This window comes from Sphingomonas sp. BLCC-B65 (genome assembly GCF_028550675.1).
Taxonomy (GTDB): domain Bacteria; phylum Actinomycetota; class Actinomycetes; order Actinomycetales; family Microbacteriaceae; genus Microbacterium.
Map to the genome: position 1 here is coordinate 1,809,209 of NZ_JAQQGL010000001.1, position 13,674 is coordinate 1,822,882.

The window sequence follows — 13,674 nt, forward strand, 5'->3', positions numbered from 1 at the left end:
GAAGTTTCGGTATCGGCTATGCAAGCCTATGTTTGACCTATGAGGGCCGGGGTCGGTTGAGTGGCAGGCGGACGCTGAAGCTGGCCCCGGAGACAGTGCTGTCGACCGTGATGGTGCCGCCGTGGGCGGCGACGATCGCCTCCGCGATGGAGAGGCCGAGGCCCGTGCTTCCCGCGTTGCGGTTACGCGCGCGATCTCCGCGGGTGAATCGCTGGAAGAGACCGTCGCGCACCGCCGGGTCGATGCCGGGGCCCGTGTCGCGCACACCCAGAACCACCTCGTCACCGTCTCGTGCCAGCGACGTCGTGACGGTCGTCCCCGGCGGGGTGTGCATCTGGGCGTTGCGCAGAAGATTCGCCAGGACCTGACGCAAGCGATCCTCGTCACCGCGCACGGTGATCGGGGCGTCCCCCGGTATCTGCAGGCGCCAGTGGCGGGTGGGATCGACCGTGCGGGCGTCATCGACCGCATCGATGGCGAGAAGCGGTAATTCGACGTCGTCGTCACGAAGGCGCTGTCCGGCGTCGAGTCTCGCCAGCAGCAGCAGATCGTCCACCAAAGATGCCATCCGACGCGCCTCCGACTCGATGCGTTCGAGCGATCGCCGCTGCGAATCCGACATCGCCTCCGGCCCGGTCAGCGACAGTTGCGCGTAGCCACGCACGCTGGCCAAAGGCGTACGCAGCTCATGACTGGCGTCGGCGATGAATCGCCGCAGCTCGCTCTCGCTGTGCTGGCGGGCGGCCAGTGCCGCCTGCACGTGTCCGAGCAGATCGTTCAGCGAGGCACCGACGCGCCCGACCTCCGTGCGCACATCGGTGTCGGCGTCGGCGACGCGATCAGGGATCTCGACGTCCCCGCGACCCAGCGGCAGCGCCGATACCCGCTGCGCGACCGCGGCCACACGCTCCAGGGGTCGCAGGCGCTGGCGAACGAGAAGGGAAAGAGCTCCGATCGTGACGACGAGTGTCACTCCGCCGACGGCGACCAGGATCGTCGTCAGCGCGGTCGTGGTCGCCGCGGCATCCGCCAACGACATCCCGGACATCACCGTTCGTCCGCCGACGGACTGCGCCGCAACACGGAAAGAACCCAGATCAGAGCCAAGATCGACGGTCACCGGCTGGCGATCGGTGGGCACGGATGCCGACAGCGAGGCCACCTGGTCGGCGGACAGAGTGACCTCGGTGCCGTCCGCACGCGTATACGACGCCGACACCTGCGTGCCGGCGGCATCGAGCACGACCTGGAGAGAGCCGACGCGTGGATCCGGCTCTTTCGCGGCGGACGATCCGTTGCCGTGATCTGCACCCCCGCCCTGGGCATGCCCGTCGCCCCCCGCAACCGCCAGACCCCCGACGACCTGCTCATCGAGCCGGTCGTAGACGAAGGCGCGCAGCGCGAACACCGTCGCGACGCTCATGACGACGATCGCGAGCGCCACCAGAACACCCGTGCCGAGGACGAGGGCGCGCTGCAGCGTCAGAGGCCGGCGCAGGTTCACGGTTTGATCATGTAACCCACCCCGCGCACGGTGTGGATCATCGAATCGGAACCGGAGTCGATCTTGCGCCGCAGGTAGGAGATGTAGATCTCCACGACACCGCTGTCGCCGCCGAAGTCGTAGCCCCACACGGCGTCGAGGATCTGCGACTTGCTCACGACGCGCAGAGCGTTGTGCATGAGGTAGCGCAGCAACTCGAACTCCTTTGCCGTCAGGGTGATGGGCGTTCCCGCCCGCTTGACCTCGTAAGCGTCTTCGTCGAGGGTCAGATCGCCGACCCGGAGCAGGTCGTCCACGGCCGCAGCCGCAGCGACGTGACGACGCGCCATCGCGCGCAGCCGCAGGATGACTTCTTCGAGGTTGAACGGCTTCGTGACGTAGTCGTCACCGCCGGCGGCCATCCCCGCGATACGGTCCTCGACGGCGTCTTTCGCGGTCAGGAACAGGACGGGAACGTCGTTTCCGCTCGCCCGGATCCGCGACAGCAGTTCTACACCGTCGAGGTCGGGCATCATGACGTCGAGCACCAGGAGGTCGGGGTCGAAGTCGGCGATCACCTCGAGGGCGTGGCGACTGTCGGTGACCGCACGCGCGTCCCATCCTTCCTTCGCCATCGCCATCCGCAGCAATTCCCCAAGGTTGAGCTCGTCGTCCACGACGAGCGCGCGAACGGGACTGCCGTCGATGCGAGTGAGCGTGGGTCGGGGACTGTCCATGCGTCCCAGAATGCCCTGTCCGCCCCGACCGGGACCACGCCATCTTCGAAGAGATGCATGTGAGTTCCGCACGCGCGCACAAAAGAAAAGAGACCGCCCGGTTCGATCACCGGTCGGTCTCTTCGTCGCTGTGCGCGAGGGGGGAGTTGAACCCCCACGCCCTTTCGGGCACTGGCACCTGAAGCCAGCGCGTCTGCCTATTCCGCCACTCGCGCGAGCCGCGATCTCCGAAGATCTCACGGACTCAACTTCCCGAGGATATCACGCTCCGAGACCCGTTTCGACTCGGCGGTGCCCGTCTCGCTCAACGAGCGGGCTGGCCATCTGCCGCTCGTTGAGCGAGCGGCAGGAGTCGAAACCCCCATTCCCCCGCGCGCCAGATCGGCGCGTTCCGCGTCTGCTCAGCCTGTGCAACTAGCATGTACGCACCGGTCGGCGATCCTGAGGAGCCCTGTGGGACTACTGGACAGCTTCGAGAAGGGACTCGAGCGCGCAGTCAACAGCGCGTTCGCGAAGTCCTTCCGTAGCGGCATTCAGCCCGTCGAGATCGCGGCCGCCCTGCGCAGCGAGCTCGATGCGAAGGCTGCCGTCGTCAGCCGCGACCGCATCCTCGCCCCGAACACCTTCGAGGTGCGCATGTCGCCGGCCGATGCCGAGCGCATGCTCGGCCTGGGCAGCGCGCTGGACTCCGAACTGCACACCCTCGTCGACGCTCACGCGAAGGCGCAGGGATTCACCTTCGCCGGCCCCGTCACGATCGCCCTCGCGGGCGATCCCACACTGTCGACGGGCACGCTGCGGGTCGCCTCGCAGACTGCGGCGGGCCAGGTCGCCTGGCGCGGCATCGTCGAGATCGCCGGAGCGCAGCACACGCTGGCGAAGGGACGCACCGTGATCGGACGCGGCAGCGACGCCGACATCACGATCCCGGATGCCGGGACCAGCCGTCGCCACGTCGAGATCCTCTGGGACGGCGAGCGCGCCATGGTGCGCGACATGGGATCGACCAACGGCACGCAGCTGAACGGTACGAAGATCACCGAAGCGCCGCTGCTCCCCGACTCCGTGGTCACGATCGGCCGCACCGAGATCGTCTTCCGCGTCATCGCACAGGCCGCGCCCCCTCGACCCTCGACCTCTGCCGCCGACGCGACCCGCGCCTTTGGAATCGGAGGATCCGCGTGAGCGAGTTGACTCTCCTGCTGCTGCAGATCGGATTCCTGATCCTGCTGTGGTTCTTCGTCTTCGCCGTCGTCTACTCGCTGCGCGCCGACCTCTTCGGGGTGAAGGTGCGAAAGCTGCCCGAACCCGCGGCCGCCGGTGTCGCCCCCGCGGCATCCGCTCCCGCCCCCGCTCAGGCGGCAACGGCACCCATCGCCCCGGCCGCTCCTGCCGCCGCTGCGAGCCCGAGCGGACCGCAGAAGGCGACCCGCGACGCCGTGTCGCGCATCGTGATCACGAGCGGCCCGAAGGCCGGCCTCGAGCTGCCGCTCGGTTCTGACGCGCTGACGATCGGCCGCTCCAGCGAGTCGGGGCTCGTGATCCGCGACGACTACACCTCCAGCCACCACGCGCGCCTGCTGCTCTGGGGCGACCAGTGGATGATCCAGGACCTCGACTCCACCAACGGAACCTGGCACGACGGTGCTCGCGTGAGCACCCCGGTGCCCATCCGCGTGGGCGCACCGATCAAGGTCGGCGCGACGACGTTCGAGCTGAGGAAGTAGCCCGCCTCCCATGGTCTTCGAGGGATCGAGCGTCGCCATCTCCCACACGGGGAAGGTGCGCTCCAACAACCAGGATTCGGGCTACGCGGGCTCGAATCTCTTCGTCGTCGCCGACGGGATGGGTGGCCACGCCGGAGGCGACGTCGCCTCGAGCATCGCCGTCCACCGCCTCAAAGACCTCGACCGCCCGTACACGTCGACCGCCGAGGCCGAACAGGCGCTGCAGGAAGCCATCTCCTCGACCGCCGGCGTGCTGATCGGCACCGTCGCACGACGGCCCGAGCTCGCGGGCATGGGCACCACCGTCAGCGGCCTGATCATGGTCGACGACTACGCCGTGATCGCCCACATCGGCGACTCGCGCATCTACCTCTACCGCGACGATGCGCTCACCCAGATCACGACCGATCACACCTTCGTGCAGCGCCTCGTCGACTCGGGTCGCATCACTCCCGAAGAAGCCCGCTACCACCCGCGCCGGTCCGTGCTCATGCGCGTACTCGGCGACATGGACCCCGACCCCGAGGTCGACACGTTCATCATGCCGACGCAGCCCGGTGATCGCTGGCTGCTCTGCTCCGACGGCCTGTCCGGCGTCGTCGATGACGCCCACACCAGCAAGGTGCTCGGCCACCACTACCCGCCGGGTCGCACCGCCGATCTCCTGCTCAAGCAGGCGCTCGACGGCGGCGCCCCCGACAACGTGACCGTCGTCATCGTCGATGTGGGCGGCAGCCACCCGATGTTCAGCGGTACCGCGACGATCGTCGGCTCGGCATCCAACCCGCAGGGCGTCGACGTGCCGGCCGCCCGCCCCGGGCGCACCAGCTGGCTGCACACCGCCCGCCAGGCAGCCAACGAACCGACGCACTTCGAGCCCGCCGCGGAGTTCCTCGAGGAGCTCATCGAGGAAGACCGCCGACGCGCCCGCCGTCGGCGCATCTGGTGGGTCGTCGGCCTGATCGCGATCCTCGCCGCCCTCTCGGCGGCAGCGCTCGGCGCCTACGCCTGGACTCAGACGCGGTACTTCGTCGGCGCCGACACCGACACCGTCGTCATCTACCGCGGCATCCAGCAGGACATCGGACCGATCTCCCTCTCGTCCGTCTACGAGGACACCGGCATCTCCCTGAACGATCTGCCGTTCTATCAACGTCTCGCGGTCACCTCGACGATCTCGGCCCGGTCGCTCTCCGATGCCGAGCAGATCGTCGACACCCTGCGCACCACTCTGGAGGGTGAACGATGAGCTCGGCGACCGACACCGTCCAGGCCGACACCACGGTCGTCAAGGCGCTGAGAAAGCTCCGGATGCCGCAGACGCAGCGCAACCGTGAACTCGGGCTGCTGCTGTTCGCCTTCGTGATCAACGGCGCCGCGATCGCCCTCGTGCAGTTGGGCGCGCTCGGCCACATCGACTGGACGTTCCTCTACTACTGCGGCGCGCTGACGGTGCTCGTGCTCGCCCTGCACATCGTGCTGCGCTTCAAGGCCTCTCAAGCCGACCCGTTCGTTGTTCCCATCGCGACCGTGTTGTCGGGTCTGGGCCTCGCGATGATCTACCGCATCGACATCGAAGACCAGAGCACCGGGTGGGACGCCCTCTCGACGCGTCAACTGGTGTGGCTCGCCATCGCGAGCGCCGCGGCGGTCGCCATCGTGATCTTCCTGAAGAACTACCGCGTGCTCTTCCGCTACACGTACGTGTTCGGCTTCGTCGGCATCCTGCTGCTCGTGCTCCCCTTCGTCCCGGGACTGGGCACCGACGCCAACGCCGATGTGTGGATCTCCATCGGCGGTCTCTTCTCCTTCCAGCCGGGCGAGCTGGCGAAGATCGCGCTGGCCATCTTCTTCGCCGGCTATCTCGTGCGCACGCGCGAGGCCCTCACCTCGGTGGGAACGCGTTTCCTCGGCATGACGTGGCCGCGCGCCCGCGAGCTCGGTCCCCTTCTGCTCATCTGGCTCGCCTCGATGGCGATCATCATCTTCCAGCGCGACCTGGGCACGGGTCTGCTCATGTTCGGGATGTTCATCGCGATGATCTACGTGGCCACGGGCAAGACGAGCTGGGCGGTGCTCGGCCTGCTCCTCGCCGTCGGCGGCGCCCTCATCGCCTCGCAGGTGCTCAGCTACGTGGGTGGGCGCTTCCAGAACTGGCTGGACGCCTTCAACCCCGCCGTCATCGACAGCGCGGGCGGCAGCTATCAGCTCGTGAGCGGCATCTTCGGCCTGTCCGAGGGCGGCCTGCTCGGAACCGGTCTCGGGCGTGGACGGCCGGGGCTGACCCCCCTGTCGCAGAGCGACTACATCTTCCCTAGCATCGGCGAAGAGCTGGGGCTCATCGGCGTCTTCGCGATCCTCTGCCTGTACATGGTGTTCACCAGTCGCGGCATCCGCATCGGCATCGCCGGCCAGGACGACTTCGGAAAGCTGCTGGCCACCGGCCTGTCGTTCACCATCGCGCTCCAGGTGTTCATCATGGTCGGGGGCGTCACCCGACTCATCCCCCTGACGGGGCTGACGACCCCGTTCCTCGCGGCGGGCGGATCGTCGCTGGTGGCCAACTGGATCGTCGTCGCGTTGCTGCTGCGCATCTCGGATGCCGTGCGCTCGCGCCCCCGGGTGGTGATCGGATGACCCGCGAACTGCGACGGCTGTCGCTGATCATGCTCGCCATGTTCGTGGCCCTGTTCGGCGCGACCAGCTGGATCCAGGTCGTCCAGGCCGGCGATCTCAGCGAGAACCCGCTCAACAAGCGCGCGCTCTACGACTCGTTCGAGGTGCAGCGCGGGTCGATCATCGCCGGCGACACCGTCATCGCCGACTCCGTGCCCAGCGACGACGTGTACGCCTGGCAGCGCCAGTACGCCGACCCCCAGATGTGGGCGCCGGTGACCGGCTACATGAACCCGCTGCTGAACTCGGTGACCGGACTCGAGCAGGCGATGAACAAGGAGCTCTCGGGCACCGCCAACTCGCAGTTCCTCTCGCGCGTCGATCAGATCATCACGGGTCAGCCCGCGCGCGGCTCCAACGTGCTGCTCACCCTCGACCCGGCCATCCAGAAGGCCGCCTTCGACGCGCTCGGCACCTATCAGGGCGCCGTCGTCGCCCTCGAGCCCAAGACCGGGCGCGTTCTCGCGATGGTCACGAGCCCGAGCTACGACACCAACGCGATGGCCGTGCACAACGCGCAGCAGGTCAACACGACCTACGACCAGCTGATGAACGCCGCGGTCAACCCGCTCGACAACCGCGCCATCGGCACGCTGAACCCACCCGGGTCGACCTTCAAGCTCGTCGTCGTCTCGGCAGCGCTGGCATCGGGCAAGTTCACGCCCGACTCGACCTTCCCGAACCCCGCGACCTACACGCTGCCGGGCACGTCGACCTCGATCCGCAACTTCGACGGCAACACATGCGGCCCGGGCGATCAGGTCACCATCGCGACCGCCCTGCGCCTGAGCTGCAACATCCCGATGGCCCAGCTCGCCGTCGCCCTCGGTCAGGACGCGCTGCGCGCCGAAGCCGAGAAGTACGGCTTCAACAACGCGAGCATCGACATCCCGCTCGGCGTCGTCACCTCGGCATACCCGACGGGCGCCCTCTCGGCCGACAAGGTCGCCCTGACGGGGTTCGGGCAGGGCAGCGTCACCGCCACCCCGCTGCAGATGGCGATGGTGGCCGCCGGCATCGCCAACGGCGGCATGGTCATGAAGCCGCGCATGGTCGACCGCGTCGTGGCGCCCGATCTGACCGTGCAGGAGACGTTCACCGACACCGAGCTGGGCCGTGCGCTCAGCACGACGGATGCCGCGACGATGACCTCGCTGATGATCTCCAATGTCCGTGACGGCGCGGCCAGCGGTGCAACAATAGACGGGGTCGACGTGGCCGGGAAGACCGGTACCGCGGAGCACGGACCCTCGGATCCGTACACTCTCTGGTTCACGGGCTTCGCCCCGGCCAACGACCCGAAAGTGGTCGTCGCCGTGATGGTGGAAAACGGCGGAGGTCTCGGGCAGTCCGGCACGAGCAACGGGATCGCGGCTCCAATCGCGAAGAAAGTCATGGAGGCGGTGCTGAGCAGATGAGACCGACACAGGGTGTGAGCTTCGGTGGACGCTACGAGCTGGATTCGCGGATCGCAATCGGCGGCATGGGTGAGGTCTGGGAGGCCACCGACCATGTGATCGGACGCACCGTCGCGATCAAGATCCTCAAAGACGAGTACATGGGAGACCCGGGCTTCCTGGAGCGCTTCCGTGCCGAGGCCCGCCACGCGGCGCTCGTCAACCACGAGGGGATCGCGAGCGTCTTCGACTACGGCGAGGAGAACGGCTCCGCCTTCCTCGTGATGGAGCTCGTCCCCGGGGAAGCCCTGTCGACCATCCTCGAGCGCGAGGGCTCGCTGTCCACCGACAAGACCCTCGACATCGTCGCTCAGACCGCGGCCGCCCTGCAGGCCGCGCACGCCGCCGGCCTCGTGCACCGCGACATCAAGCCGGGGAACCTGCTCATCACACCCGACGGACGGGTGAAGATCACAGACTTCGGCATCGCCCGTATCGCCGATCAGGTACCGCTCACGGCCACCGGTCAGGTGATGGGAACCGTGCAGTACCTGTCGCCGGAGCAGGCGTCGGGCCATGCGGCATCCCCCGCGACCGACATCTACTCGCTGGGCATCGTCGCCTACGAGTGCCTCGCTGGCAAGCGTCCCTTCACCGGGGAGTCGCAGGTGGCGATCGCGATGGCGCAGATCAACGACACCCCGCCGCCGCTGGCCGCCACCATCGCCGAACCGGTGCGCAACTTCGTGATGAGCATGATCGCGAAGAAGCCCGAGGACCGTCCCGCGACCGCCTCGGCGGTCGCCCGCGCGGCGACCGCACTTCGTCGCGGCGATGTCGCCGGCGCGGCGGCCATCGTCCCGGCGATCGCCGGCGGCATGGCCATGGACGAGGCGACCAAGCTCCTCACGCCGGGCGTCGCGACCCAGGAGGCTACACGTCTGCTGCCGACGGCGGGCGCGGTGGGCGCCGTCGCGGCCGCCGACGCCGCGGACGAGCCGCAGAAGAAGAAGCGCAGCCCGTGGACGTGGCCGCTGGTCGCGCTCATCGCGTTGCTGCTCATCGTGCTGGGCGGCACGCTGTTCGCCCTTTTCGCGAATCAGGGCGCGCAGCCCGCTCCGACGTCGAGCTCGACATCGCAGACACCCAGCCGCTCCGCGACGCCCCCGTCACCCTCGGCGAGTCCCACGACGGTGGCCATCGACAGCCTTGGACTGATCGGGCAGACGTGTGACGCCGCAAAGGCCATCGCTGAGAAGGCCGGTTTCACCAACGTCTCCTGCGAGCGGGGATCCGCGGCAACGACGCAGGACGAGGTCGGCAAGGTGTACCAGACCAACCCGACCACGGGCAACGTCAAGCTCAGCAGCCCGGTGACGCTGACCTTCTACGACGAGATGAGCCCGATCGGAACGCCGAACGCGCCGACGGTGACGAACGACCCGAAGGGGTCGCAGACCTTCACCGTGACGTGGGATGCGTTCAGCGGATGCCCGGCCGGGTCCTCGGTGACCGCGTACAACTTCACCGTGATCAACGGCACCTTCAACGCCAACAACAGCACGACTTACCAGTCACCCACGGCTCCGCGGAGCCTTCAGGTGACGGCGGACAAGAACGTGCAGCCGGGCTCGTTGATCCTCGTGAAGTACAGCGCGCAGTGCGGCGATCGCACGAGCCCGGACTCGCAGGAGGGTCAGGCTCCGATCCCGACGACGACGACGCCCACGGGCACGCCGGCTCCCTGAGCGGCGTCGCGCCCCCGGGGTGGGGGGCGCGGACTGACGGGTCCAGGGGTCGCACAGGAGGGTTCTATTAGGCTGGCTATGAGTCAGCCCAGGGGAGAGAAGTGTCTGCAGATCCGCGTGTGCTGTCCGAGCGGTATCGGGTCGATGAACTCATCGGCCGCGGAGGCATGGCCAGCGTGTATCGCGGGCAGGACCTGACCCTCGGGCGTCAGGTGGCCATCAAGATCCTCAAGCGGGAGCTCGCCGAAGACAGCGCGTTCCGCACTCGGTTCCGGCTCGAGGCGCAGTCGGCATCGAGGATGTCGCACCCCGCGATCGTCCGCGTCTACGACGCCGGTGAAGATGCCGAGACCGACCCGGACGGCTCGACGCATCCCGTGCCATACATCGTGATGGAACTCGTGGAGGGCACCCTTCTCAAGGATGTCGTCAGCGATGGCGGCGTGCCCGTCGGCGACGCCATCCGCTACGTGGACGGCATCCTCGAAGCACTCGAGTACTCCCATCGCGCCGGCGTCGTCCACCGCGACATCAAGCCCGGAAACGTCATGATCACCGCCGGCGGCCAGGTGAAGGTGATGGACTTCGGCATCGCGCGCGCCGTGTCCGACTCTTCCTCCACCGTCGCCGAGACCACCGCGATCATCGGCACCGCGGCCTACCTGTCGCCGGAGCAGGCCAAGGGCGAGCCGGTCGATGCGCGCGCCGACCTCTACTCCGCCGGCATCGTGCTGTACGAGCTGCTCACCGGTCGCCAGCCCTTCCGCGGCGAGTCACCGGTCGCCGTCGCCTATCAGCACGTGAGCGAGACGCCCCTGCCGCCGTCCGAACTGGTCGATGCGATCCCGCGCTCGATCGACGCCGTGGCGCTGCGCGCTCTCGCCAAGGACCCGTTCCAGCGATACCAGGACGCGGCGTCGTTCCGCCAGGCGCTCGACGCCACCGTGGACGGTCACGCCCCCACGAAGAAGCAGGTCGGCGCGCTGGCGAGCGAGCTGTACGGTGCGAATCCGCGACAGGCTGCCGAGACGGCCCGGTCGCTGCGACAGCTCACCGCCGACACCACGATGCGACGGACGCAGGCCGGACCCCCGGCCGCCTGGATCTGGGCCGGCGTAGCGCTGCTCGCCGTCGTGCTGATCTCCGTGCTGATCTGGGTGATCACGATACGTCCCGGCAGCGCGGTTCCCCAGAACTCGCGCGTCGTCGAGGACGTCGTCGACATGTCGTGGGACCGCGCCAGCGAGAAGCTGTCGGGGCAGGATCTCGAGGCGAAGCGCGTGGACCAGAGCGACGACGGGATCGTCGCCGGCAACGTCATCCGCACCGATCCCGCCGCGGGCACGATCGTCGCGCCCGGCCAGACGATCACGGTCTACGTCTCCACGGGACAGCAGACCAGCGCCATGCCCGATATCGCCGGAAAGTCCTCGACAGATGCCGAAGCGGCTCTGAAGGCCGTCGGATTGCAGCTCGGCGCCGTGACAACGCGCAGCGATCCCGACCTCGCGCAGGGCATCGTGATCTCCGCCGACCAGACCGCCGGCACGCAGATCCCGGTCGGAACGCGCGTGAACCTCACGGTCGCCAGCGGCAAGGTCGCTCTGGTGAATCTCGTCGGTTACACCGTCGACGCGGCGACCCGCGACCTCACGTCCGATGACCTCAAGCTCACCGCGAGCGTCGTCGAAGACCCGTCGTGCCCCGCCGTGGGATCGACACCGATCGTCGCCGGGCAGTCACTGCCCCCGGGCGACGTGCCGATCCACTCCACGGTCGAGCTCCGCGTCTGCACCGGAAAGTAGTCCGCGCAGGGGCCGCAGCTCACGGCCCCGCGCCTCGGCGCCGGTGACTCCGAGGCGCTCGAGCCATGCGCCCAGCAGCAGATGGCCCCCCTCGGTGAGCACCGACTCGGGATGAAACTGCACCCCCCAGAGCGGCAGGTCACGGTGGGCGAGTCCCATGATGACTCCGGACGACGTCTGCGCTGTCACCTGGAGTTCGGCGGGCAGGGAGTCCGGAACGACGGCGAGGGAGTGGTATCGCGTCGCGGCGAAAGGTGAGGGCAGTCCCGTGAAGGGAAACGCGCCGTCGTGCCACACCTGCGACGTCGTGCCGTGGCGCAGTCGGGGGGCTTCGGCGACCGTCGCGCCGAACGCCGCCGCGAGCACCTGGTGGCCCAAGCACACCCCGAGCAGAGGGATCCCCTGACCCCCCGCCGCGCGCACGATGTCGATCGACGCCCCGGCATCCGCGGGGGCGCCGGGCCCCGGCGAGATCAGCACTCCGGCATACGGCGCGATCAACGCTCCCGGGTCGTCGACGGCATCCGCTTCGACCATGTCGGTCGTCGCACCCAGCTCCTGCAGATAGCCGGTGAGCGTGTGGACGAAGCTGTCGTGGTTGTCGACGACGAGGACGCGACGCCCGTCAGCCGCCGACCGTGGCATCCTGCGGATTGATGAACTGGCCGACCCACGGGAACACGTACCAGAACAGCCCGTAGAGCACCGCGGCGAGCAGGACCAGCAGAATCACGATGCGCACCCAGGCCGGGCCGGGCAGAACGCGCCAGAGGGCGGCATACATCAGGCAGACACTCCCTGGGTCAGCGAGGCGGGCGGTCCCGCCGAGGTCGGAGTGAAGCTCTCGAACACGGCGTATGCGATGATGCGCTCGAGCATGTTGAGCTTCGGGGCACAGCTGGTCAGGGTGAGGTAGCGGCCGTTGGCCGCCATGCCCACCTGCTGCGGAACGGGCAGCAAGACCTCGACCTGCGTCGCCTGGACGTACTCGAGAGTACGGAAGCGATAGGTGTACCAGCCGTCCGGGGTCTGGATGACGATGGCGTCGCCGATCACGAGCTTGTCGATCGGGTCGAAGGGTGCGCCCGAGGTCCACCGATGGGCGGCGTACACGGTGTTGCCGACCTCTCCGGGCATGGCGGTGTCGGTGTAGTGACCGATCTCGCCCGCGTCGAGGATGTCGTGACGGCCGGTGCCCGCGGCCACGGTGAACTGCCAGTTCGGCCCGAAACGCGGGATGAACATGACCCCGAACTGCTGACCGTAGTCCTTCTGCGCCATCACCGGAACGACCGGTGCGGCAGCCTCCTGAGATGAGCTCGCGCTCGGAGACGGAGACGGAGTGTCGGATGCCGTCGGGCTCTGCGATGCCTGCTGCAGCCAGCTCTGCGACAGCGCACTGGCCTCGGTGTGCTTCTGAGACCCGATGATCCAGTCACCGATCCACATCTGCCAGGCGACGTAGAGCAGTGCGACGACGCCGGCCGTGATCAGCAACTCGCCGAGCACGCCGAGGAAAGAGGCTCGTCGCCGCGGCTTCACCGGCTTGACCGGGCGCGCCGCCGGGGACGTGCCCTCCGGCTCCTGCGAGTTCGTCTGCGCCGGGATCGTCGGCCCGGACCCCTCCGACTGCGCGGCAAGACGCCGCGCACGTCGAGACGTGTGCTCGAGGGGGTCGATGCCCTCGGCTGCGTTGTCGCCGGTGCCGTCCTTCACGCTGTGATTGTCGCACAGCGTGGCTGGGGGAGACCTGCCAGGTAGAATCTTGGCCATGGCGCGTTCAGGAAAGCACGACGAGCAGGTCGCGGAGTACGGCGAAGGCGAGTCCGCACCCAACCCGGTGTGGTTCAAGCCCATCATGCTCGGGCTCATGATCCTGGGGCTGCTGTGGGTGATCGTGTTCTACCTGAGCAACCAGGCGCTGCCGATTCCCGGCATCGCCGGATGGAACCTCGTCATCGGCTTCGGGATCGCCTTCATCGGGTTCTTGATGACGACGCGCTGGCGCTGACCACCACCCCTCGGCCTCTCCACAGGTGTCAGTGCCTGTGAGTTACACGGGTGTAATTCATCCCCATCTGTGGATGAACCTGTGGATAAG

At 68.1% G+C, this 13,674-nt stretch carries 13 protein-coding genes and 1 tRNA gene; 8 read left to right on the forward strand and 6 right to left on the reverse strand.

The genetic code is table 11. The annotated features are described in order from the left end of the window. Nucleotides 1-37 precede the first annotated feature (37 nt). The 3 genes from PP359_RS08505 to PP359_RS08515 all read right to left on the reverse strand — a co-directional run bounded on the left by PP359_RS08505 (nt 38) and on the right by PP359_RS08515 (nt 2,435). Entirely contained in the window at nt 38-1,504 is a 1,467-nt protein-coding gene (locus tag PP359_RS08505; protein WP_499250330.1) for a sensor histidine kinase, read from the reverse strand. Further along, the gene (locus tag PP359_RS08510) at nt 1,501-2,220 is read right to left on the reverse strand and encodes a response regulator transcription factor (RefSeq protein WP_499250331.1); all 720 of its coding nucleotides are present in this window, start codon (nt 2,218-2,220) and stop codon (nt 1,501-1,503) included. The genes PP359_RS08505 and PP359_RS08510 overlap by 4 nt, the downstream gene beginning before the upstream one ends. 131 nt (nt 2,221-2,351) lie before the next feature. After that, a tRNA-Leu gene (locus tag PP359_RS08515) sits at nt 2,352-2,435 on the reverse strand. A gap of 238 nt (nt 2,436-2,673) precedes the next feature. Here PP359_RS08515 and PP359_RS08520 point away from each other — a divergent pair. From PP359_RS08520 to pknB, 7 genes are all read left to right on the forward strand, one after another. Further along, on the forward strand, nt 2,674-3,405 hold the full coding sequence (locus PP359_RS08520) for an FHA domain-containing protein (protein WP_295817976.1): 732 nt from the start codon (nt 2,674-2,676) through the stop codon (nt 3,403-3,405). Then, on the forward strand, nt 3,402-3,947 hold the full coding sequence (locus tag PP359_RS08525) for an FHA domain-containing protein FhaB/FipA (protein ID WP_036319471.1): 546 nt from the start codon (nt 3,402-3,404) through the stop codon (nt 3,945-3,947). The genes PP359_RS08520 and PP359_RS08525 overlap by 4 nt, the downstream gene beginning before the upstream one ends. A 10-nt stretch (nt 3,948-3,957) precedes the next feature. Continuing rightward, the gene (locus PP359_RS08530) at nt 3,958-5,196 is read left to right on the forward strand and encodes a PP2C family protein-serine/threonine phosphatase (RefSeq protein WP_499250332.1); all 1,239 of its coding nucleotides are present in this window, start codon (nt 3,958-3,960) and stop codon (nt 5,194-5,196) included. Continuing rightward, the gene (locus PP359_RS08535; RefSeq protein ID WP_036319477.1) at nt 5,193-6,584 is read left to right on the forward strand and encodes an FtsW/RodA/SpoVE family cell cycle protein; all 1,392 of its coding nucleotides are present in this window, start codon (nt 5,193-5,195) and stop codon (nt 6,582-6,584) included. Before PP359_RS08530 ends, PP359_RS08535 begins: the two co-directional genes overlap by 4 nt. Continuing rightward, nucleotides 6,581-8,041: a peptidoglycan D,D-transpeptidase FtsI family protein gene (locus PP359_RS08540; RefSeq protein WP_295777272.1), complete on the forward strand. Its 1,461-nt coding sequence runs from the start codon at nt 6,581-6,583 to the stop codon at nt 8,039-8,041. The genes PP359_RS08535 and PP359_RS08540 overlap by 4 nt, the downstream gene beginning before the upstream one ends. Next, entirely contained in the window at nt 8,038-9,768 is a 1,731-nt protein-coding gene (locus tag PP359_RS08545) for a protein kinase domain-containing protein (RefSeq protein ID WP_499250333.1), read from the forward strand. The genes PP359_RS08540 and PP359_RS08545 overlap by 4 nt, the downstream gene beginning before the upstream one ends. 101 nt (nt 9,769-9,869) lie before the next feature. Beyond that, the gene (gene pknB / locus PP359_RS08550; RefSeq protein WP_036319483.1) at nt 9,870-11,573 is read left to right on the forward strand and encodes a Stk1 family PASTA domain-containing Ser/Thr kinase; all 1,704 of its coding nucleotides are present in this window, start codon (nt 9,870-9,872) and stop codon (nt 11,571-11,573) included. On the opposite strand, the gene PP359_RS08555 is transcribed toward pknB, so the two are convergent. From PP359_RS08555 to PP359_RS08565, 3 genes are read right to left on the reverse strand one after another with little or no spacing between them, the layout of a single operon-like run. Beyond that, entirely contained in the window at nt 11,508-12,218 is a 711-nt protein-coding gene (locus PP359_RS08555; protein ID WP_499250334.1) for an anthranilate synthase component II, read from the reverse strand. The genes pknB and PP359_RS08555 overlap by 66 nt on opposite strands. Beyond that, the gene (locus PP359_RS08560) at nt 12,199-12,357 is read right to left on the reverse strand and encodes a hypothetical protein (protein WP_036319487.1); all 159 of its coding nucleotides are present in this window, start codon (nt 12,355-12,357) and stop codon (nt 12,199-12,201) included. The genes PP359_RS08555 and PP359_RS08560 overlap by 20 nt, the downstream gene beginning before the upstream one ends. Next, nucleotides 12,357-13,289, reverse strand: coding sequence for a class E sortase (locus tag PP359_RS08565; protein ID WP_294946437.1), 933 nt, complete (start codon nt 13,287-13,289; stop codon nt 12,357-12,359). Before PP359_RS08565 ends, PP359_RS08560 begins: the two co-directional genes overlap by 1 nt. Nucleotides 13,290-13,344: 55 nt before the next feature. Here PP359_RS08565 and PP359_RS08570 point away from each other — a divergent pair, with 55 nt between their 5' ends. After that, nucleotides 13,345-13,584, forward strand: a complete 240-nt coding sequence (locus PP359_RS08570; protein ID WP_005054721.1) for a cell division protein CrgA — start codon at nt 13,345-13,347, stop codon at nt 13,582-13,584. Nucleotides 13,585-13,674 lie beyond the last annotated feature (90 nt).